At 60.8% G+C, this 19,508-nt stretch carries 17 protein-coding genes; 8 read left to right on the top strand and 9 right to left on the bottom strand.

Annotation, left to right across the window (positions count from 1 at the left end; genetic code table 11):
- Nucleotides 1-4: 4 nt before the first annotated feature.
- Together ACQRBV_RS05355 and ACQRBV_RS05350 are read right to left on the bottom strand one after the other, a co-directional pair.
- Nucleotides 5-964, bottom strand: a complete 960-nt coding sequence (locus tag ACQRBV_RS05355) for a YbgA family protein (protein WP_411985238.1) — start codon at nucleotides 962-964, stop codon at nucleotides 5-7.
- Between the two features lie 112 nt (nucleotides 965-1,076).
- Complete coding sequence (locus ACQRBV_RS05350) at nucleotides 1,077-2,063, bottom strand: NAD(P)/FAD-dependent oxidoreductase (protein ID WP_411985239.1); 987 nt, start codon at nucleotides 2,061-2,063, stop codon at nucleotides 1,077-1,079.
- A gap of 226 nt (nucleotides 2,064-2,289) precedes the next feature.
- Here ACQRBV_RS05350 and ACQRBV_RS05345 point away from each other — a divergent pair, with 226 nt between their 5' ends.
- Together ACQRBV_RS05345 and hemH are read left to right on the top strand one after the other, a co-directional pair.
- Nucleotides 2,290-3,189 (top strand): TIGR01777 family oxidoreductase, encoded by a 900-nt coding sequence (locus tag ACQRBV_RS05345; RefSeq protein WP_060754835.1) that lies wholly within the window; start codon nucleotides 2,290-2,292, stop codon nucleotides 3,187-3,189.
- Between the two features lie 14 nt (nucleotides 3,190-3,203).
- Nucleotides 3,204-4,226: a ferrochelatase gene (gene hemH, locus ACQRBV_RS05340; RefSeq protein WP_411985240.1), complete on the top strand. Its 1,023-nt coding sequence runs from the start codon at nucleotides 3,204-3,206 to the stop codon at nucleotides 4,224-4,226.
- Between the two features lie 6 nt (nucleotides 4,227-4,232).
- Here hemH and ACQRBV_RS05335 read toward each other — a convergent pair whose 3' ends face one another.
- From ACQRBV_RS05335 to algW, 3 genes are all read right to left on the bottom strand, one after another.
- Nucleotides 4,233-4,952, bottom strand: coding sequence for a DUF4198 domain-containing protein (locus ACQRBV_RS05335; protein ID WP_244384381.1), 720 nt, complete (start codon nucleotides 4,950-4,952; stop codon nucleotides 4,233-4,235).
- A 12-nt stretch (nucleotides 4,953-4,964) separates the two neighbouring features.
- On the bottom strand, nucleotides 4,965-7,061 hold the full coding sequence (locus ACQRBV_RS05330; RefSeq protein WP_411985241.1) for a TonB-dependent siderophore receptor: 2,097 nt from the start codon (nucleotides 7,059-7,061) through the stop codon (nucleotides 4,965-4,967).
- A 110-nt stretch (nucleotides 7,062-7,171) separates the two neighbouring features.
- Nucleotides 7,172-8,326 (bottom strand): Do family serine endopeptidase AlgW, encoded by a 1,155-nt coding sequence (gene algW / locus ACQRBV_RS05325; RefSeq protein ID WP_161548304.1) that lies wholly within the window; start codon nucleotides 8,324-8,326, stop codon nucleotides 7,172-7,174.
- A gap of 103 nt (nucleotides 8,327-8,429) precedes the next feature.
- Between algW and ACQRBV_RS05320 the strand changes: the two genes are divergently transcribed.
- The 3 genes from ACQRBV_RS05320 (at nucleotide 8,430) to cysN (ending at nucleotide 12,241) form a co-directional block, all read left to right on the top strand.
- A complete protein-coding gene (locus ACQRBV_RS05320; RefSeq protein WP_060754840.1) occupies nucleotides 8,430-9,188 on the top strand; it encodes a Nif3-like dinuclear metal center hexameric protein in 759 nt (252 codons plus the stop codon).
- 227 nt (nucleotides 9,189-9,415) lie between these two features.
- On the top strand, nucleotides 9,416-10,333 hold the full coding sequence (cysD, locus tag ACQRBV_RS05315) for a sulfate adenylyltransferase subunit CysD (protein ID WP_060754841.1): 918 nt from the start codon (nucleotides 9,416-9,418) through the stop codon (nucleotides 10,331-10,333).
- Nucleotides 10,334-10,342: 9 nt separating this feature from the next.
- On the top strand, nucleotides 10,343-12,241 hold the full coding sequence (gene cysN, locus ACQRBV_RS05310) for a sulfate adenylyltransferase subunit CysN (RefSeq protein WP_244697464.1): 1,899 nt from the start codon (nucleotides 10,343-10,345) through the stop codon (nucleotides 12,239-12,241).
- 100 nt (nucleotides 12,242-12,341) lie between these two features.
- Here the strand turns inward: cysN and ACQRBV_RS05305 are convergent, their stop codons facing one another.
- From ACQRBV_RS05305 to ACQRBV_RS05295, 3 genes are read right to left on the bottom strand one after another with little or no spacing between them, the layout of a single operon-like run.
- Nucleotides 12,342-13,241, bottom strand: a complete 900-nt coding sequence (locus ACQRBV_RS05305) for an acyltransferase (RefSeq protein WP_205345150.1) — start codon at nucleotides 13,239-13,241, stop codon at nucleotides 12,342-12,344.
- Complete coding sequence (gene pta, locus ACQRBV_RS05300; RefSeq protein WP_060754844.1) at nucleotides 13,242-15,341, bottom strand: phosphate acetyltransferase; 2,100 nt, start codon at nucleotides 15,339-15,341, stop codon at nucleotides 13,242-13,244.
- A gap of 60 nt (nucleotides 15,342-15,401) precedes the next feature.
- Nucleotides 15,402-15,695, bottom strand: coding sequence for a DUF3565 domain-containing protein (locus ACQRBV_RS05295; protein ID WP_411985242.1), 294 nt, complete (start codon nucleotides 15,693-15,695; stop codon nucleotides 15,402-15,404).
- A gap of 14 nt (nucleotides 15,696-15,709) precedes the next feature.
- Between ACQRBV_RS05295 and ACQRBV_RS05290 the strand changes: the two genes are divergently transcribed.
- Nucleotides 15,710-16,195, top strand: coding sequence for an FKBP-type peptidyl-prolyl cis-trans isomerase (locus tag ACQRBV_RS05290; protein ID WP_060754845.1), 486 nt, complete (start codon nucleotides 15,710-15,712; stop codon nucleotides 16,193-16,195).
- Nucleotides 16,196-16,376: 181 nt separating this feature from the next.
- Here ACQRBV_RS05290 and rpsT read toward each other — a convergent pair whose 3' ends face one another.
- The gene (gene rpsT / locus ACQRBV_RS05285; RefSeq protein ID WP_060754846.1) at nucleotides 16,377-16,655 is read right to left on the bottom strand and encodes a 30S ribosomal protein S20; all 279 of its coding nucleotides are present in this window, start codon (nucleotides 16,653-16,655) and stop codon (nucleotides 16,377-16,379) included.
- Nucleotides 16,656-16,908: 253 nt separating this feature from the next.
- Between rpsT and murJ the strand changes: the two genes are divergently transcribed.
- Nucleotides 16,909-18,447, top strand: coding sequence for a murein biosynthesis integral membrane protein MurJ (murJ, locus tag ACQRBV_RS05280; RefSeq protein ID WP_411985243.1), 1,539 nt, complete (start codon nucleotides 16,909-16,911; stop codon nucleotides 18,445-18,447).
- 119 nt (nucleotides 18,448-18,566) lie between these two features.
- Nucleotides 18,567-19,505 (top strand): bifunctional riboflavin kinase/FAD synthetase, encoded by a 939-nt coding sequence (gene ribF, locus ACQRBV_RS05275; protein ID WP_060754848.1) that lies wholly within the window; start codon nucleotides 18,567-18,569, stop codon nucleotides 19,503-19,505.
- Nucleotides 19,506-19,508: the final 3 nt, after the last annotated feature.

Below are 19,508 nucleotides of genomic sequence, written 5' to 3'. Positions count from 1 at the left end.
TGAGTCAGATCGCGTTTCGCAGGCTGAGGTTTTCCGGGTGCGGTTGCAGGTACGCCTGCTGCGCGATATAGCGGTCCGGGTGTTGGCGAAAGTGATGCTTGAGCAAGGTCAGCGGCACCACCAGCGGTACGATGCCATGGCGGTATTGGCGGATGACCGTTTGCATTTCTTGCTTATCCTCGGCGCTGATGGCCTGTTTGAGGTAGCCGCTGATGTGTTGCAGCACGTTGGTGTGGGTGCCACGGGTGGCGCATTTTTTCAGGCCGGTCATCAACTCGCTGAAATACCCGGCAGCCAGGTCTTCCAAGTCGATGTCCTTGGTCATGCTGCCAAGGAGGTGGCCGAGGCTTTTGTAATGCGCCGGGCTATGGGCCATCAGCAAGTATTTGTAGCGCGAATGGAAAGCCAGCAGGCGATGGCGGGTGAGGCCCTCAGCCAATAGCTGTTGCCAACTGGCATAGACGAAGACGCGGGTCAGGAAGTTTTCCCGCAGCACCGGGTCATTCAGGCGGCCGTCTTCCTCCACCGGCAGGTTGGGGTGACGTGCGCAAAACGCCTGGGCATAAATGCCCCGGCCGCCGCCATCGACGGGCGTGCCGTTGTCGCGGTAGACCTTGACCCGCTCCAGGCCGCACGACGGCGATTTCTGCATAAAGATGTAGCCGCACAGGTCGGTATGTTGCTCAGCCATTTGCTGGCCATAATCATCCAGCGGCTGGGTGACATTCAGTTCGCGGCGCACGGTACCGACGGCTTGCGGCTGTGCCGGGTCGCCTACCAGGCGGATCGGTTCGCGGGGGATGCCCATGCCGATCGCCACTTCGGGGCAGAGCGGCACAAAGTCGAAATAGTCGGCGAGGGTCTGGCTGCACAACAGGGATTGTTTGTGTCCGCCATTGAAGCGCACGTTCTCGCCGAGCAGGCAGGCACTGATGGCGATCTTCGGTTTTGCAGTGCGGGACATGACCAAACCTCTGTGAAATTCCTGTACAAGCCTTGGAGGCTCGTACAACTACATTCATCATAGGTTTAATATTGTACAAATCAAATGTTTTGTACAATTTTTTAAGCGTGACCTACGCCATATGTTCGATCAGCCGTCGCGCTGCTTCCTGGCCACTGAGCCAAGCCCCTTCCACTCGACCCGACAGGCACCAGTCGCCGCATACGTACAGGCCCAGGTCAGCGTCGGCCAGTACGCCGAACTCATGGCTGCTGGACGGCCGGGCGTACAACCAGCGGTGCGCCACGCTGAACGACGGCGCGGGCATGGCACAGTGCAGCAGTTCAGCGAAGGCGCCGTGCAAGTGCTCGATCACGGCCTCCTTGGAGAGGTCCAGATGAGCTTTGCTCCAGGTGCTGGTGGCGTGCAGCACCCAGGTGTCGAGCGCGCTGTCGCGCCCTGGTTTGCTGCGATTGCGTGCCAGCCAGTCGAGAGGGCTGTCTTGGACGAAGCAGCCTTCCATGGGGGTATCCAGAGGCTGGTCGAACGCGAGGGCGATGGCCCAGGTCGGGTCCATTTTTACCCCGGCGGCGGCACTCGCCAGCTTGGGCGCGGCGGCCAGTAGAGCCGTTGCTTGAGGGGCCGGCGTAGCGATCACCACGTGGCTGAACGGGCCGTGATGGCCGCCGTCGGCGTCCAGCAGGTTCCAATGGTGTTCGCCTTGAAACACTTCGGTGATGCGGCAACCAAACTCGACCGGCAGGTCGTCGAGCAAGGCGCGGGTGATGGCGCTCATGCGCGGCGTACCCACCCAGCGGCTCTGTTCATCGGGGGAGGGGCTGAGCTGGCCGGACTTGAAGTTGTACAGCTGCGGTTTCCACTGTTCGGCCCAGCCATTGCTCTGCCAGCGCTGTACTTCGTTGACGAAACGTCGGTCGCGGGCGGTGAAGTATTGCGCGCCCATATCCAGTGAGCCGGCATCGCTGCGCTTGCTGGACATGCGCCCGCCACTGCCGCGGCTTTTATCGAAGAGTTGTACGGTGTGCCCCGCGTCTTGTAACGCTCGGGCGGCGGAGAGACCGGCGATGCCGGTGCCGATGATCGCGATGGGAACAGTCATGGAAGGCCTCGTTTACCGTTGGGTACAGCCTACGCCGACACTAATAGCTGTACAATATTGTTTTTTGGTATAAGTTTTGGCGTAACTGTTCTTACAACGTGACCTATGGTTAAAGCAGAGGCTTGGAACCCTGCGGTTCTAGGCCACGGCTACGCCCGATAACAAATGAACCCTGCTTATAAAATAGACCAGTGGCGGGCGGCAAACGTTACATGAGGAGCGTCTTATGCATATTTTGCTGACCGGCGGTACTGGTTTGATCGGTCGCCAACTCTGCCGCTATTGGCTCGCTCAAGGCCATCGCCTGACCGTGTGGAGTCGTGACCCGGAGCAGGTCGCCCGACTCTGTGGCGAGCAAGTGCTGGGTGTCGGCAGCCTGCAAGAGGTTATCGGCGCGGTGGACGCTGTCGTTAACCTGGCCGGCGCGCCGATTGCCGATCGCCCGTGGACGAAGAAGCGCAAGACGCTGCTGTGGAGCAGCCGTATCAGCCTCACCGAAACCCTGGTGGCATGGATGGAAAGTCTCGAGCAGAAACCGGCCGTGTTGATTTCCGGTTCTGCGGTGGGCTGGTATGGCGATGGCGGCGAGCGCGAACTGAGCGAGGCGAGCGGTCCGGTGCAGGATGATTTTCCCAGCCAGCTGTGTATCGCCTGGGAAGAAACGGCATTGCGCGCCGAAGCATTGGGACTGCGCGTGGTGCTGGTGCGCACCGGCCTGGTGCTGGCAGCCGAGGGCGGCTTTTTGTCGCGGTTGCTACTGCCGTTCAAGCTGGCGTTGGGCGGGCCGATCGGCGATGGTCGGCAATGGATGCCGTGGGTCCATATCAAAGATCAAATCGCCCTGATTGATTTTCTTCTGCACAAGCCTGACGCCAGTGGTCCTTATAATGCCTGCGCCCCTCACCCGGTGCGTAACCGCGAGTTTGCCAAGACGCTGGGCCAGGTGTTGCACCGCCCCGCATTCATGCCGATGCCGGCCTTGGCGTTGAAGGTTGGTCTGGGCGAGTTGTCCGGGTTGTTGCTGGGCGGGCAGAAGGCCGTCCCCGAACGGCTGCTGGCCGCCGGCTTCACTTTTCAGTTCACTGATTTGCACGCGGCCCTGGAAGATGTGTCCAGCCGCCTCTAGAGATAGGATGTTGCATGACGGATCACGCGTTGTTACTGGTCAACCTGGGCTCACCGGCGTCCACTTCGGTGGCCGATGTGCGCAGCTACCTCAATCAGTTCCTGATGGACCCCTACGTGATCGACCTGCCGTGGCCGGTGCGGCGTTTGCTGGTATCGCTGATCCTGATCAAGCGGCCCGAGCAATCGGCCCACGCTTATGCCTCGATCTGGTGGGAAGAAGGCTCCCCGCTGGTGGTGCTCAGCCGTCGCCTGCAGCAGCAGATGACTGCGCAATGGACCCAAGGCCCGGTCGAGCTGGCCATGCGGTATGGCGAGCCCTCGATTGAAAGCGTGTTGACCCGGCTGGCCAGCCAAGGTATCCGCAATATCACCCTGGCGCCGCTGTATCCGCAGTTTGCCGACAGCACCGTAACCACCGTGGTGGAAGAGGCGCGGCGCGTGATGCGGGACAAAAAGCTCGACGTGCGCCTTGCCATCCTGCAACCCTTCTACGACCAGCCCGAATACCTCGATGCCTTGGTCGCCAGTGCCAAGCCGCATCTGCAGCAGGACTACGATCACCTGCTGTTCAGTTTTCACGGCCTGCCGGAGCGGCACTTGAAGAAGCTCAACCCAAGCCATGCCTTTGACGGCGCCACGGACTGCTGTGCCAACGCGTCACCCGAAGTGCGGGCGACTTGTTACCGTGGCCAGTGCTTCAGTGTGGCGCGGGAGTTTGCCGCGCGCATGGGGCTGCCCGAAGACAAGTGGTCGGTGGCTTTTCAATCGCGGCTGGGCCGGGCGAAGTGGATCGAACCCTACACCGAGGCGCGCCTTGAGACCCTGGCTCAGCAGGGGGTTAAAAAGCTGCTGGTGATGTGCCCGGCGTTTGTCGCTGATTGCATCGAGACGCTGGAAGAGATCGGCGATCGCGGGTTGGAACAATTCCGCGAAGCGGGGGGCGAGGAGCTGGTATTGGTGCCGTGCCTCAATGACGACCCGCATTGGGCAGTGGCGCTCAACACACTGTGTGAAAGAGCGCCGTTGGACCTCTGAACACCCTCACTCGTGGTGGGGTTCGCCGAGGAACGTCAGCGAAGTGAATAACCCACGTGTTGCCACGTCGGGGTTGTCCTTGAGCGGCACGACCACCTGCGCGGCGATCACGTTCAAGCCCTCATTGCGCACCAGCACCTGGGCACGTCCGTCCTTATCGGTTTCGGTGCTCAAGGTGTTCGGTGCGTTGCGATAATCGCCCACCAACTTGACCCCGGCCACCGGCTTGCCGTCGAGCAGCACTCGCACGGGCAATGATCGACCCGGGCCGACAGTCAGCGGGTCGGCTTCCGGCAGGATCAGCAACTTGAGCGCGTCCAGCTTGGGCAGCTTGGCGCCAGGTGTGTAGATCGCCAGGCTGTACTTGAAGGTCTGCGTCGACTCAATGGCTCCAGGCACCTGGGTACGCCCTTTGTTGATCCACTGTTTATCCGCCGTTTGCGACCACATGCCGTTATCCAGCGCCACTGCCAATACTGCCGGTGCCTTGAGCGGCTTGAGGCGTGCGTGATCGTCAAGGCGCTGCACAGTCACCGGGATCATTTTGCCGCTGGCGTCGTAGGCCCAGGCGCCGCTGATTTTCTGGGCTTTGAAAGCGTTGTCCTCGGCGCCATGGCCGTAGATCACTTCGATGTTGCCGCGACGTTCTTCGGTCCACAGGCCGTGTGCCGATACCTGAGTGGCGAACAGCAGGCCAACCAGGGCGAGGGGTTTGAGTGGGTGCATGATGGGGTCCTTTTACAAGTTGAGTGTCAAGCTCAGGGTCAGGTTGCGCGGCTCGCCGGGTGTGACCCAGTAGGTGCTGTAGGAGCGCTCGTAGTATTTTTCATCGAACAGGTTGTTGAGGTTCAGGCCCACGGTCACCTGCTCGCTGGCCTTGTAATGGGCCAGCAGGTCGACGGTGTGATAGGCCGGCAATTCGAAGTGGCTGCCCGCTTCCCCGGAGCGGTCACCGACATAGGTGAATGCCGCGCCCAGGTCCGAACCGCGCAGCGCGCCATCCTGGAATTCGTACACGCCCAGCAGGCTGGCGCTGCGCTTGGCCACGCCGAGAATGCGGCTGCCGGTTGGAATGGCTTTGTCACCCTGGGTGACTTCGGCGTCGATGTAGGCGAAGGCGCCGATGACTCGTACGGCGTCGCTCACTTGCCCGCTGGCTTGCAGGTCAAAACCTCGGCTGCGGGCCTTGCCCATGGCGCGCTGGGTGTCGGTGGCCGGGTCCAGGGCCAGGACGTTTTCCTTGTCGATATGGAAGGCGGCAAGGGTGGTGCTGAGGCGGTCGTCGAACAGCTCGCTCTTGATACCCACTTCATAGCCCACGCCTTCTTCCGGCTTGAAGGATTTGCCACCGGCATCCAGGCCATTATTGGGTTTGAACGATGTCGAGGCGTTGGCAAACAGGCCGACTTGCGGTGTGAGTTGGTACAGCAGGCCGGCGCGCTGGGTCAGGGCGTCATGGGTTTGCCGGCTCTTGGCGTGGTTGCGCGTGAAGTCCTCGGTGCTTTGTTCCACATGCTCCAAGCGCGCGCCAAGCATGCCGCGCAGGCGGTCGGTGAAGACGATCTGATCCTGCAGGTTCAGCGCCTGGCTTTTGACTTGTTCATAGACGTCTGTGCCGGAGCGCGTGCCGTTGGGTTTGGGCTGGCCATACACGGGGTGGAAGACGTCTATGGCGTAAGGGCTGCCGGCAATCGCGGTGACACGTTCCTTCTTGCGGTAGTCCTCGTACTCGGTGCCGATCAGCAGTTCGTGTTGCCAACTGCCGATATCGAACCGGCCGCGCAGTTCCAGTTGGGTGATGCTGTCGTGCCAGCCGGTGGAGCGCTCACGGTAACGGCGGTTGACGGTGTGGCCGTCGGCGTTCAGTGCCCGGCTTTCCGAGGCATCGCCCCAAAGGCTGCCTTGTTTGTAATGGCTGGCCAGGCGCAATTGCCAAGTGTCGTCGAGGCTGTGTTCGATAGCGGCCTGGATCCGATTGTTGTGGTTGCGGATATTGCCGTCATTGGGTTCGCCGAGGAATGTGGAGCGGGACATGCCGGTGTTGGCGACGATGCCGCGATCGAATGTCGAGCTGTGGCGTACGAATTCACTTTCTACCAGCAGGTGGGTGTCCGGCGTCAGTTGAAAGCTGAAGGACGGTGCGACAAACACCCGCTTTGCATCCACGTGATCGCGGAAACTGTGGTTGTCCTCCACCGCCAGGTTGACCCGCGACAGTGCGTTGCCTTCGCTGTCCAGCGGCGTATTGACGTCTATGGCGGTACGGTAGCGGTCCCAACTGCCGGCGCTGGTTTGCAGGGTGGTGAAGGCATCCGGTTGAGGTTTCTTGGTGACGATGTTGACGGTGCCGCCCGGGTCTCCACGCCCATACAGGCTGGCAGCAGGGCCCTTGAGCACTTCAATGCGCTCGATATTGGCCGTGTCCGGTGTACTCGGGTAGCCGCGGTTGGCGCTGAAACCGTCCTGGTAGAACTCGGAGGTGGTGAAGCCTCGCACGCTGTATTCGTAGAGCGTCAGGCCGCCGAAGTTGTTTTGCTTGGACACGCCGCCTGCATATTCCAGGGCGCGTTCAACGCTGTGGCTGCCCAGGTCCTTGAGCACCGTGGCAGGAATCACGCTGATCGATTGGGGGATGTCGCGAATCGCGGTGTCAGTTTTGGTCGCGCTGGCGGAGCGCGTGGCGCGATAACCTTCAACCGGACCTGTGGCGGATTCATAGGCGTCGGTGGTGACGCTGATGGCATCCAGTTCAACGGTATTGTCTTCGGCGTAGGCGGGGTCCAGCAGCAAACCCAGGGCCAGGCCGGCCAAGGGCACAAACTTTCGAGACGACATGGTAGAGCGTTCCAATAGCGATATTGAAACAATATAACATGCCTAATGAGAATGAATTGCTTTGAAACATCCGTTTACAGGTGCCCGCGAACGGGCACCTGCGATGTGACTTATCCCTCTTCTTTCACCGGCGCGGGCGGCGGGCGCAGGCCAATTTCCGCCGACAGGTTGATCTCTTTACCGTTGCGCATGACCTGGATCGTCACCTTATCGGTCGGTTTGATCCGTGCCACCTGGTTCATCGACTTGCGGCCATCACCGGCCGGCTCGCCATCAATACTCAGGATCACGTCGCCCAATTGCAGGCCGGCTTTCTGGGCCGGGCCGTCGCGGAAGATCCCCGCCACGACAATGCCGGGGCGACCGGTCAGGCCAAAGGATTCGGCCAGTTCCTTGGTCAACGGCTGGACTTCGATCCCCAGCCAGCCGCGAATCACCTGGCCGTGCTCGATGATCGACTTCATCACTTCCATCGCCAGTTTTACCGGGATCGCAAAACCGATGCCTTGGGAGCCGCCGGACTTGGAGAAAATCGCGGTGTTGATGCCGGTCAGGTTGCCATTGGCGTCCACCAGCGCGCCGCCGGAGTTGCCCGGGTTGATCGCCGCGTCGGTCTGGATGAAGTCTTCGTAGCTGTTGAGCCCCAACTGGTTGCGCCCGGTAGCGCTGATGATGCCCATGGTTACCGTCTGGCCAACACCGAACGGGTTGCCGATGGCCAATGCCACATCACCCACGCGCAGCCCTTCCGAGCGGCCGATGGTGATCGAGGGTAGGCTCTTCAAATCGATCTTCAGCACCGCGAGGTCGGTTTCCGGGTCGCTGCCGACCACACGGGCCAGGGTTTCACGGCCATCGCGCAGGGCCACGACAATCTGGTCGGCGCCGCTGGTCACGTGGTTATTGGTGAGGATGTAGCCTTCGGGGCTCATGATCACCCCGGAACCCAGGCTCGACTCCATGCGGCGCTGCTTGGGGTCGTTGTCACCGAAGTAACGGCGGAACTGCGGGTCTTCAAACAACGGATGCGCCGGCTTGTTGATGACCTTGGTGGTGTACAGGTTGACCACGGCAGGCGCGGCGATGACGACAGCGTCCGCATAAGTCACCGGGCCTTGCACCACTGAACTGGTTTGCGGCGCCTGCTGCAGGTTGACATCAAGGCTGGGCAAGCCCACCCACTGGGGATAACGCTGAATAATCAGCATCGCGATCAGCACGCCAGCCAACAATGGCCATCCAAAAAAACGCAGTGCCTTGAGCATCAAGTAAGTCCTGACAGGTTGCAGGGGGCGGGAGAGCGCCCATAATGTCGCGCATTATACGAGGCTGCGAGCGCCTCGGAACGGGATATTTAGGAGTCTTTATATGGCCGTCCCCCTTACCACCCTCGTCGAGGAAGCGGACCGCTACCTTGCCAGCGCAAAAATTGCCGATTACTGCCCAAATGGCCTGCAGGTGGAGGGTCGCCCGCAAGTGCGGCGCATCGTCAGTGGCGTGACCGCAAGCCAAGCCCTGTTGGATGCTGCCGTCGAAGCCGAGGCTGACTTGGTGCTGGTGCATCACGGGTATTTCTGGAAGGGTGAGAACCCGTGCATCACCGGCATGAAGCAGCGCCGCCTGAAAACCCTGCTCAAACACGACATCAGCTTGCTCGCCTACCATCTGCCGCTGGACCTGCACCCGGATGTGGGCAACAACGTGCAGCTTGCCCGCCAACTCGACATCACCGTCGAAGGCCCGCTGGACCCGAGCAACCCCAAGGTCGTCGGCCTGGTCGGTTCCCTCGTCGAGCCCTTGTCGCCCCGTGATTTCGCGCGCCGTGTGCAGGACGCCATGGGCCGCGAGCCGCTGCTGATCGAAGGCAGTGAAATGATCCGCCGTGTCGGCTGGTGTACCGGCGGTGGCCAGGGCTACATCGACCAGGCGATTGCTGCGGGTGTCGACCTGTACCTGAGTGGCGAAGCGTCTGAGCAGACCTTCCACAGTGCGCGGGAAAACAACATCAGCTTCATCGCCGCCGGCCATCACGCCACCGAGCGCTACGGGGTGCAGGCGTTGGGTGATTACCTGGCGCGGCGGTTCGCCTTGGAACATTTGTTCATTGACTGCCCGAACCCGATATGAGTCATGCGACGGGGGGCTTGCCGGTGCTGGCAGTGTGTCAGTCTGAGAAGGGTGGCTGAGCCGCCGCTATCGGGAGCAAGCCCCCTCCCACATGCCAAACCTGGGGGCATATTCATATACCGTTTCGATCTAGTTGGCGCCCTGAATAGAAGAAGGTGCTGTGCTAGCATGCCTCGCTCGAACACGGCCCGCTGGCCGTCCATAAGATCGTTTTTCCGTGAGTAACCATGGTCGACAAACTGACGCATCTGAAACAGCTGGAGGCGGAAAGCATCCACATCATCCGCGAGGTCGCCGCCGAGTTCGACAACCCGGTGATGCTCTACTCGATCGGTAAAGACTCCGCCGTGATGCTGCATCTGGCGCGCAAGGCGTTCTTTCCGGGCAAGCTGCCGTTCCCGGTGATGCACGTCGACACCCGCTGGAAATTCCAGGAGATGTACAAGTTCCGCGACCAAATGGTCCAAGAGCTTGGCCTGGAACTGATCACCCACGTCAACCCGGATGGCGTGGCGCAGGGCATCAACCCATTCACCCACGGTAGCGCCAAGCACACCGACATCATGAAGACCGAAGGCCTCAAGCAGGCCCTGGACAAGCATGGTTTCGACGCAGCCTTTGGCGGTGCCCGTCGCGATGAAGAGAAATCCCGCGCCAAAGAGCGCGTGTACTCGTTCCGCGACAGCAAACACCGCTGGGACCCGAAGAACCAGCGCCCCGAGCTGTGGAACGTCTACAACGGCAACGTCAACAAGGGCGAGTCGATCCGTGTGTTCCCGCTGTCCAACTGGACCGAACTGGACATCTGGCAGTACATCTACCTGGAAGGCATCCCGATCGTGCCGCTGTATTTCGCCGCCGAACGCGATGTGATCGAGAAGAACGGCACGTTGATCATGATCGACGATGACCGCATCCTTGAGCACCTCTCCGACGAAGAGAAGGCCCGAATCGTCAAAAAGAAAGTACGTTTCCGTACCCTTGGCTGCTACCCGTTGACGGGCGCGGTGGAGTCCGAAGCCGAGACGCTGACGGACATCATTCAGGAAATGCTCCTGACGCGAACTTCCGAGCGCCAGGGCCGTGTCATCGACCACGATGGTGCCGGCTCGATGGAAGACAAAAAACGTCAAGGTTATTTCTAAGGGGCTGTCATGTCGCATCAATCTGATTTGATCAGCGAGGACATCCTCGCCTACCTGGGCCAGCACGAGCGCAAGGAAATGTTGCGCTTCCTGACCTGCGGCAACGTCGACGACGGCAAGAGCACCCTGATCGGGCGCCTGCTGCACGACTCCAAAATGATCTACGAAGATCACCTGGAAGCCATCACCCGCGATTCGAAGAAGGTCGGCACCACCGGTGACGACATCGACCTGGCCTTGCTGGTCGACGGCTTGCAGGCTGAGCGTGAGCAGGGCATCACCATCGATGTTGCCTACCGCTATTTCTCCACCGCCAAGCGCAAATTCATCATCGCCGACACTCCCGGCCATGAGCAGTACACCCGCAACATGGCCACCGGTGCATCCACCTGTGACCTGGCGATCATTCTGATCGATGCGCGCTACGGCGTGCAGACCCAGACCCGTCGCCACAGCTTTATCGCCTCGTTGCTGGGGATCAAACACATCGTGGTGGCCGTCAACAAGATGGACATCAATGGCTTTGACCAAGGTGTATTCGAGCAGATCAAGGCCGATTACCTGAAGTTCGCCGAGGGTATCGCCTTCAAGCCGAGCACCCTGGCATTCGTGCCGATGTCCGCGCTCAAGGGCGACAACGTGGTGAACAAGAGCGAGCGTTCGCCCTGGTACACCGGCCAGTCGCTGATGGAGATCCTCGAAACCGTCGAGATCGCCAACGACCGCAACTACACCGATTTGCGTTTCCCGGTGCAGTACGTCAACCGTCCGAACCTGAACTTCCGTGGTTTTGCCGGCACCCTGGCCAGCGGCATCGTGCACAAGGGCGACGAAGTGGTGGTGCTGCCTTCGGGCAAGAGCAGCCGCGTCAAATCCATCGTCACCTTTGAAGGCGAGCTGGAGCACGCAGGCCCGGGCCAGGCCGTGACCCTGACCATGGAAGACGAGATCGACATCTCTCGTGGCGACCTGCTGGTACATGCCGACAACGTGCCGCAAGTGACCGACGCCTTCGACGCCATGCTGGTCTGGATGGCTGAAGAGCCGATGCTGCCGGGCAAGAAATACGACATCAAGCGCGCCACCAGCTATGTGCCGGGTTCCATCACCAGCATCGTGCACCGCGTGGACGTGAACACCCTGGCCGAAGGCCCGGCGAGTTCGCTGCAACTCAATGAGATTGGCCGGGTCAAGGTCAGCCTCGACGCCGCCATTGCCCTGGACGGCTACGACAGCAACCGCACCACGGGTGCGTTTATCGTCATCGACCGTTTGACCAATGGCACCGTGGCTGCCGGCATGATCATCGCGCCGCCGGTGGGTCATGGCGGTGCGGCGCAGCACGGCAAATTGGCGCATGTTTCTACCGAAGAGCGTGCGTTGCGCTTCGGCCAACAGCCGGCCACCGTGTTGTTCAGCGGCCTGTCGGGCGCCGGCAAAAGCACCTTGGCCTACGCGGTTGAGCGCAAGCTGTTCGACATGGGGCGTGCAGTGTTCGTGCTGGATGGCCAGAACCTGCGTCACGACCTGAACAAAGGGCTGCCGCAGGACCGTGCCGGTCGCACTGAAAATTGGCGGCGTGCCGCCCACGTGGCGCGCCAGTTCAACGAGGCCGGCCTGCTGACCCTGGCCGCGTTCGTTGCGCCGGATGCCGAAGGCCGTGAACAGGCCAAGGCGCTGATCGGCGCCGAGCGCCTGCTGACCGTCTATGTGCAAGCGTCGCCGCTGGTGTGCGCCGAGCGTGATCCGCAAGGTTTGTACGCTGCCGGTGGGGATAATATCCCTGGCGAATCCTTCCCGTATGACGTGCCGTTGAACGCCGATCTGGTGATCGACACCCAGGCCCTGTCGCTGGAAGAGAGCGTCAAGCAAGTGCTGGAGCTGTTGCGTCAGCGCGGCGCGATCTAAAAATGTGGGAGGGGGCTTGCTCCCGATAGCGGTACATCAGCCATTACCATTTGTGGCTGATCCACAGCTATCGGGAGCAAGCCCCCTGCCACAGGTTTGATTACCTTTTGCCTGGGTGCTCTGTGTGCAGCTTGTCCAGCAGCGCATCCTTGTCCTGCCAGAGTTGGTTGATCCAGCCCTGGAATGCGGTTCGATACTCCCCATCCTGCTCGTAGTTCTTGCCGATGAACGCGGCGGGGATCTGCACTTCTTCAAACTGCACCACCACGTCCTTCACATTTCCGCAGAGCAAGTCCCAATACCCCGGGCTCCCGGCCGGGTAATGAATGGTGACGTTGACCAGTGACTTCAGTTGCTCGCCCATCGCATCCAGCACAAACGCAATCCCACCGGCTTTAGGCTTGAGCAGGTAGCGAAAGGGTGAGTTCTGCTGCGCGTGCTTGCCAGGGGTAAACCGTGTGCCTTCGGCAAAGTTGAAGATGCCCACGGGGTTGTCACGAAACTTCGCGCAGGTCTTGCGGGTGGTTTCCAGGTCTTTGCCTTTCTTCTCCGGGTGCTTTTCCAGGTAAGCCTTGGTGTAGCGCTTCATGAACGGGAAGCCCAACGCCCACCACGCCAGGCCAATCACCGGTACCCAGATCAGCTCCTGCTTGAGGAAAAATTTCAACGGGCGAATCCGCCGGTTGAGCACGTATTGCAACACCATGATGTCGACCCAGCTCTGATGGTTGCTGGTCACCAGGTAGGAGTGTTGGTAGTCCAGGCCCTCAAGGCCGGACAGGTGCCAGCGAGTACGCTGCACCAGGTTCATCCAGCCTTTGTTGTTGGTGACCCAGGCTTCATGGGTGTGGTTCATCAGCCACTCACTGAAGCGCTTGGCAAACGGCAGCGCCTTGAACAGGGCCACGATAAACAGGAACGAACACAGCAGGATCGTGTTCAGCGCCAGCAGCAGCGAAGCAATGACCCCGCGCACGGCGGCAGGTAGAAAATCCAGCATTTAAATATCCATGGGGCGGTTGGCGGCTTGGATCGCAGTCAGTGCGATGGTGTACACGATGTCGTCGACTTGAGCGCCGCGTGGCAGGTCGTTCACCGGTTTGCGCAAGCCCTGGAGCATCGGCCCCAGGCTCACACAGTCGGCGCTGCGCTGCACGGCCTTGTGCGTGGTGTTGCCGGTGTTCAGGTCCGGGAACACGAAGACGGTGGCTTTACCGGCGACCTGGCTATTGGGCGCCAGTTGCCGAGCGACGGTTTCGTTGGCGGCGGCGTCGTACTGCAACGGGCCATCGATCAGCAGCGAGCTTTGCTGTTCGTGGGCGAGCAGGGTGGCTTCGCGGACTTTTTCCACCTCCTCGCCGCTGGCTGAATCACCGCTGGAGTAGCTGATCATCGCCACGCGCGGGGTGATGCCGAACGCGGCGGCCGAGTCGGCGCTTTGCAGCGCGATCTCGGCCAGTTCGGCCGCGCTCGGGTGCGGGTTCATGACGCAGTCGCCGTACACCAGCACCTGTTCGGGGAACAGCATGAAGAATACCGACGACACCAGCGTGCAGCCCGGCGCGGTCTTAATCAGCTGCAGGGCCGGGCGGATGGTATTGGCGGTGGAATGAATGACGCCGGACACCAGGCCGTCCACTTCATCCAGCGCGAGCATCATGGTGGCGATCACCACGTTGTCTTCCAGTTGCTGCTCGGCCATCGGCGCGTTGAGGCTCTTGCTCTTGCGTAGCGCAACCATGGGTTCGACGTAGCGCTGGCGTATCAGGTCCGGGTCGAGAATCTCCAGGCCCTCGGGCAATTCGATACCCTGGGCCCGGGCGACGGCCTCCACATCCGAAGGCTTGGCCAGCAGCACACAGCGCGCAATGCCGCGGGCCTGGCAGATGGCGGCCGCTTGCACGGTCAGCGGTTCACTGCCCTCGGGCAGCACGATGCGCTTGTTGGCGGTCTGGGCGCGTTGGATCAGCTGATAACGGAACACCGCCGGCGACAGGCGCATTTCCCGTGGCGTACCGCAACGTTGGTGCAGCCAGCGTGCATCCAGGTGGCTGGCGACGAAATCGGTGATGATCTCGGCGCGCTCGCGGTCGTCGATCGGGATTTCCTTGTTGAGGCTGTTGAGCAGGTTCGCCGTGTCGTAGGAACCGGTGCTTACCGACAGCACCGGCAGCCCGGCCTGGAGCGCGCCACGGCACAAATCCATGATGCGCGGGTCGGGTAGGGTGTCGCTGGTCAGCAGCAGCCCGGCCAGGGGCACGCCGTTGATCGCCGCGAGGCTGACGGCGAGGATGATGTCGTCGCGATCACCTGGCGTCACCACCAGCACGCCAGGCTTGAGCAGTTCCACAGTGTTGCGCATGGTGCGCGCGCAGATGATGATTTTGGTCATGCGCCGGCTTTCATAGTCGCCGGCGTTGAGGATCTGCGCGCCCATCAGGTCGGCGACGTCGCGGGTGCGCGGAGCGTTGAGCTCGGGCTGGTAGGGGATGCAGCCGAGCAGGCGGAAGTCCCCACTGCGCAGTAACGGCGAATGTTCTTTCAGGCGCGCCGAGAAGGCTTCCATGCTTTCGTCGGTGCGCACTTTGTTGAGGATCACGCCCAGCACCTTCGGATCCTTCGGGCCGCCGAACAGTTGCGCCTGCAATTCGACCCGGCCGGAAAGCTCGGTGAGCACCTCGTTCTCCGGAGCCGACACGAGGATCACCTCGGCATCGAGGCTTTTGGCCAGGTGCAGGTTGACTCGCGCCGCGTAGCTGGCGCTGCGGGTCGGCACCATGCCTTCGACGATCAACACGTCCTTGCCCACGGCGGCTTGCTGATACAGGGTGATGATTTCCTCGAGCAGCTCATCGAGCTGGCCGTCGCCAAGCATGCGCTCAACGTGGGCCAGGCCCAGGGGTTGGGGTGGTTTCAGGCCGTGGGTGCGCGCCACCAGTTCGGTGGAGCGCTCGGGGCCTGTGTCGCCAGGGTGCGGCTGGGCAATCGGTTTGAAGAAGCCGACTTTCAATCCGGCTCGCTCAAGGGTACGCACCAGCCCGAGGCTGATGGAGGTCAGACCCACACCAAAATCGGTGGGCGCGATAAAAAAAGTCTGCATGCGAATTCTCTGGAGGTGCATGGCTTCGGTGGTGCTCTATGGTTGAGCACCTGCCGGGAATCAGGCATCAAGATTATCGTTATTCGACCCTTGCGCACACCAGCCGCAGGCAAAGGGTTGGCCTATTTTTTCAAGGCGTTGCGTGGTATCGAGTACCCAGCCTCGGGACTGCCAGGGCGGCTGGTGGCGCAGGTGCTGGGTGTGGCCGCAGGAGAGCTCGGCGACCCAATGCTGATCGTCATCCAGGTGGAACCCGATGATGAGGGATACCGTTGGTCGGTCCCGTTGGTCCGGGTTCTGTTCGCTTTCGGGCAAATCCTTGTTTAGACTTGTCCGTTCTTCATTCTTATGCAAAAGGTCTCGCCCCCATGACGATCGCCGCTAACAAGGCTGTCTCCATCGACTATACCCTGACCAACGACGCTGGTGAGGTCATCGACAGCTCAGCCGGCGGCGCGCCGCTGGTCTACCTGCAAGGCGCAGGCAACATCATCCCGGGCCTGGAGAAGGCCCTGGAAGGCAAGAGCGTCGGCGATGAGCTGACCGTTGCCGTTGAACCTGAAGATGCCTACGGCGAATACTCCGCCGAGCTGGTCAGCACCCTGAGCCGCAGCATGTTCGAAGGCGTCGACGAGCTGGAAGTGGGCATGCAGTTCCACGCCTCCGCACCGGACGGCCAAATGCAGATCGTCACTATCCGCGATCTGGATGGCGATGACGTGACTGTCGACGGTAACCACCCTCTGGCTGGCCAGCGCCTGAACTTCAAAGTGAAGATCGTTGCCATCCGCGACGCCTCCCAGGAAGAAGTGGCTCACGGTCACGTCCACGGTGAAGGCGGTCATCACCACTGATTGATGCATTGATCGGCTGGTAGCAAAAACGCCCCGACTGGTTCGGGGCGTTTTTTTGCCTGCATTTCATGGTGGGCGGGTTTCCATGATTTTCAGGCACAAACAAAAATGCCCCGAACCTTTCGGTACGGGGCATTTCTTAACTGTTACGCCGGTAAACCAGCGTTGCAGTTGTTACCACTTAGGCAGCAGCAGCGACGTTCAGAGCCTTGATGTGGCCATTCAGGCGGCTCTTATGACGAGCGGCTTTGTTCTTGTGGATGATGCCTTTATCGGCCATACGGTCGATAACAGGCACAGCCAGAACGTAAGCAGCTTGAGCTTTTGCAGCGTCTTTGGTGTCGATGGCTTTAACTACATTCTTGATGTAGGTACGAACCATGGAACGCAGGCTGGCGTTGTGGCTGCGACGCTTCTCAGCCTGTTTTGCACGTTTTTTGGCGGAAGGTGTGTTGGCCACCGTCGAGCTCCTCGAAAGACTTTTTAGGAAATAGCAAACAAAATAGGCCGCGAATCATGCCGATGACTTGTTGGGTTGTCAAGGGCGGCTGATGCGAACTGCTGAGTGGTCGATCTGAAGAGGCGGGTGATTTATTTCCGGCGCTTGACCTGTAAACTCGCGAGCTTTGGCTCTGTGCTGTTGCAGGCGCGCAGTATCGCATAAGTGGGCGCTTTGTTCGCCTGCTGTTTATCTATAGGCGCAAACTCTTTCGATGAATCTGCTCAAATCGTTGGCTGCGGTCAGCTCTATCACGATGATCTCCCGGGTATTGGGGTTTGTGCGTGACACTCTGTTGGCGCGCATTTTCGGCGCCAGCATGGCCACGGACGCCTTCTTTATCGCCTTCAAACTGCCCAACCTGCTGCGCCGGATCTTCGCCGAGGGCGCATTTTCCCAGGCCTTCGTGCCGATCCTGGCGGAATACAAGACTCAGCAGGGCGAAGAGGCAACCCGTACCTTCATTGCCTACGTCTCGGGCCTGCTGACGCTGGTTTTGATGTTGGTCACCATTGCCGGCATGCTCGCTGCACCCTGGGTGATCTGGGCCACGGCGCCGGGTTTTGCCAATACGCCGGAAAAATTCGCGCTGACCACTGATCTGCTGCGGGTGACCTTTCCTTATATATTGCTGATCTCGCTGTCATCCCTGGCCGGCGCCATCCTGAATACCTGGAACCGGTTCTCGGTGCCGGCGTTCGTGCCGACCTTGCTCAACGTGAGCATGATTATCTTCGCAGTACTCCTCACGCCGTACTTCGATCCACCCGTGATGGCTCTGGGCTGGGCGGTGCTGGCCGGTGGCCTGGCGCAGTTGTTGTACCAACTGCCGCACCTGAAAAAGATCGGCATGCTCGTTCTGCCGCGCTTGAACCTGAAGGACACCGGTGTCTGGCGCGTGAGCCGCAACATGTTGCCGGCAATCCTGGGGGTATCGGTCAGCCAGATTTCCCTGATCATCAACACTGCCTTCGCCTCGTTGCTGGTGTCGGGTTCGGTGTCGTGGATGTACTACGCCGATCGCCTGATGGAGTTGCCGTCCGGCGTGCTCGGTGTGGCCCTGGGCACGATTTTGCTACCGACCCTGTCGCGCACCTATGCCAGCAAGGACCGCCAGGAGTACTCGCGTATTCTCGACTGGGGGCTGCGCCTGTGCTTCGTGCTGGTGCTGCCCTGTGCCCTGGCCCTGGGAATCCTGGCTGAACCGCTGACGGTGGCGTTGTTCCAGTACGGCCAATTCAGCGCGTTTGACGCCTCCATGACCCAGCGCGCATTGATTGCCTATTCGGTGGGTCTGCTCGGCATCATCGTGATCAAAGTGTTGGCGCCGGGCTTCTATGCTCAGCAAAACATCCGTACGCCGGTGAAAATCGCGATCTTTACGCTGATTGTCACGCAATTGCTCAACCTTGCATTCATCGGCCCGCTGGCGCACGCCGGGCTGGCCCTGGCCATCAGTGCCGGCGCCTGTATCAATGCCGGCCTGCTGTTCTATCAACTGCGCAAGCAGCAGATGTTCCAGCCGCTACCGGGCTGGGGCCTGTTTGCGCTCAAGCTGGTGGTTGCGGTGGGCGCGATGTCGGCGGTGCTCTTGGGTTTGATGCACTTCATGCCCGCCTGGGATGAAGGGCATATGCTGGAACGCTTCCTGCGCCTGGGCCTGCTGGTGGTCGCGGGCGTTGTGGTTTACTTCGGCATGTTGCTGCTGCAGGGCTTCCGGCTGCGGGATTTCAATCGCAAGTCCCTGAGCTAGGGACTTTGCCTCAATAAAACCGGTGTTTTATCGAATCAACCCACTTGGCCTGCGCTGTTGCCTGTCGTCCGGGGCCGGGTGTGGTTATAATCGACCACTTTATGAGCAAGAAGCGCGTTATGCAGCTGGTTCGAGGTCTCCACAACCTGCGCCCCCAGCATCGGGGCTGCGTCGCCACTATTGGCAACTTTGACGGTGTTCACCGTGGTCACCAGGCTATCCTGGCCCGGCTGCGTGAGCGAGCGGTCGAGTTGGGTGTGCCCAGCTGTGTGGTGATTTTCGAGCCACAGCCGCGGGAGTTTTTCACCCCGCAAACGGCGCCGGCCCGCCTGGCCCGCTTGCGCGACAAACTGCAACTGCTGGCTGAAGAGGGCGTGGACCGAGTCCTCTGCCTGGCCTTCAATCAGCGTTTGCAAAGCCTTAGCGCCGCCGAATTCGTCGACCGTATCCTGGTGGATGGCCTGGGTGTGCAACACTTGGAGGTCGGCGACGACTTCCGTTTCGGTTGCGACCGTGTCGGGGATTTCGATTTCCTGCAACAGGCCGGCGTCAACCAGGGCTTTACCGTCGAAGCCGCGCAAACCGTCGAACTGGACGGGCTGCGCGTCAGCAGCACCCAGGTGCGTAATGCACTGGCCGCTGCCGACTTCGCCTTGGCCGAGCGTCTGCTCGGTCGTCCGTTCCGCATTGCCGGACGGGTATTGCACGGCCAGAAGCTGGCGCGCCAACTGGGCACGCCGACCGCCAACGTGCAACTCAAACGCCGCCGTGTGCCGCTGACCGGGGTTTATCTGGTGAGCGTCGACATCGACGGCCAATCGTGGCCGGGAGTCGCCAACATAGGCGTCAGGCCCACGGTTGCAGGTGATGGCAAGGCCCACCTGGAAGTACACCTTTTGGATTTTGCCGGTGATCTGTATGACCGGCGTTTGACGGTGGTTTTCCACCAGAAGCTGCGTGAAGAGCAGCGTTTCGCCTCACTTGAGGCGTTGAAAACGGCGATCAATGCGGATGTCGCCGCCGCCCGTGCACTAGCCGCACCTAGCGCCCATCGCTAACCG

It is taken from the genome of Pseudomonas sp. R11F, from assembly GCF_050312575.1.
Lineage (GTDB): Bacteria > Pseudomonadota > Gammaproteobacteria > Pseudomonadales > Pseudomonadaceae > Aquipseudomonas > Aquipseudomonas palleroniana.
Note: the sequence above shows the minus strand (reverse complement) of the source record. Positions and strands in the feature narration are given on the sequence as shown.

Coding starts and splice junctions, on each gene's coding strand:
- algW (WP_161548304.1), bottom strand. CDS start 8,326: ATGCTCAAGGCACTGCGTTTTTTTGGATGGCCATTGTTGGCTGGCGTG.
- ribF (WP_060754848.1), top strand. CDS start 18,567: ATGCAGCTGGTTCGAGGTCTCCACAACCTGCGCCCCCAGCATCGGGGC.
- cysN (WP_244697464.1), top strand. CDS start 10,343: ATGTCGCATCAATCTGATTTGATCAGCGAGGACATCCTCGCCTACCTG.
- ACQRBV_RS05290 (WP_060754845.1), top strand. CDS start 15,710: ATGACGATCGCCGCTAACAAGGCTGTCTCCATCGACTATACCCTGACC.
- ACQRBV_RS05320 (WP_060754840.1), top strand. CDS start 8,430: ATGGCCGTCCCCCTTACCACCCTCGTCGAGGAAGCGGACCGCTACCTT.
- cysD (WP_060754841.1), top strand. CDS start 9,416: ATGGTCGACAAACTGACGCATCTGAAACAGCTGGAGGCGGAAAGCATC.
- ACQRBV_RS05305 (WP_205345150.1), bottom strand. CDS start 13,241: ATGCTGGATTTTCTACCTGCCGCCGTGCGCGGGGTCATTGCTTCGCTG.
- ACQRBV_RS05355 (WP_411985238.1), bottom strand. CDS start 964: ATGTCCCGCACTGCAAAACCGAAGATCGCCATCAGTGCCTGCCTGCTC.
- ACQRBV_RS05350 (WP_411985239.1), bottom strand. CDS start 2,063: ATGACTGTTCCCATCGCGATCATCGGCACCGGCATCGCCGGTCTCTCC.
- ACQRBV_RS05335 (WP_244384381.1), bottom strand. CDS start 4,952: ATGCACCCACTCAAACCCCTCGCCCTGGTTGGCCTGCTGTTCGCCACT.
- pta (WP_060754844.1), bottom strand. CDS start 15,341: ATGCAGACTTTTTTTATCGCGCCCACCGATTTTGGTGTGGGTCTGACC.
- ACQRBV_RS05330 (WP_411985241.1), bottom strand. CDS start 7,061: ATGTCGTCTCGAAAGTTTGTGCCCTTGGCCGGCCTGGCCCTGGGTTTG.
- murJ (WP_411985243.1), top strand. CDS start 16,909: ATGAATCTGCTCAAATCGTTGGCTGCGGTCAGCTCTATCACGATGATC.
- ACQRBV_RS05345 (WP_060754835.1), top strand. CDS start 2,290: ATGCATATTTTGCTGACCGGCGGTACTGGTTTGATCGGTCGCCAACTC.
- hemH (WP_411985240.1), top strand. CDS start 3,204: ATGACGGATCACGCGTTGTTACTGGTCAACCTGGGCTCACCGGCGTCC.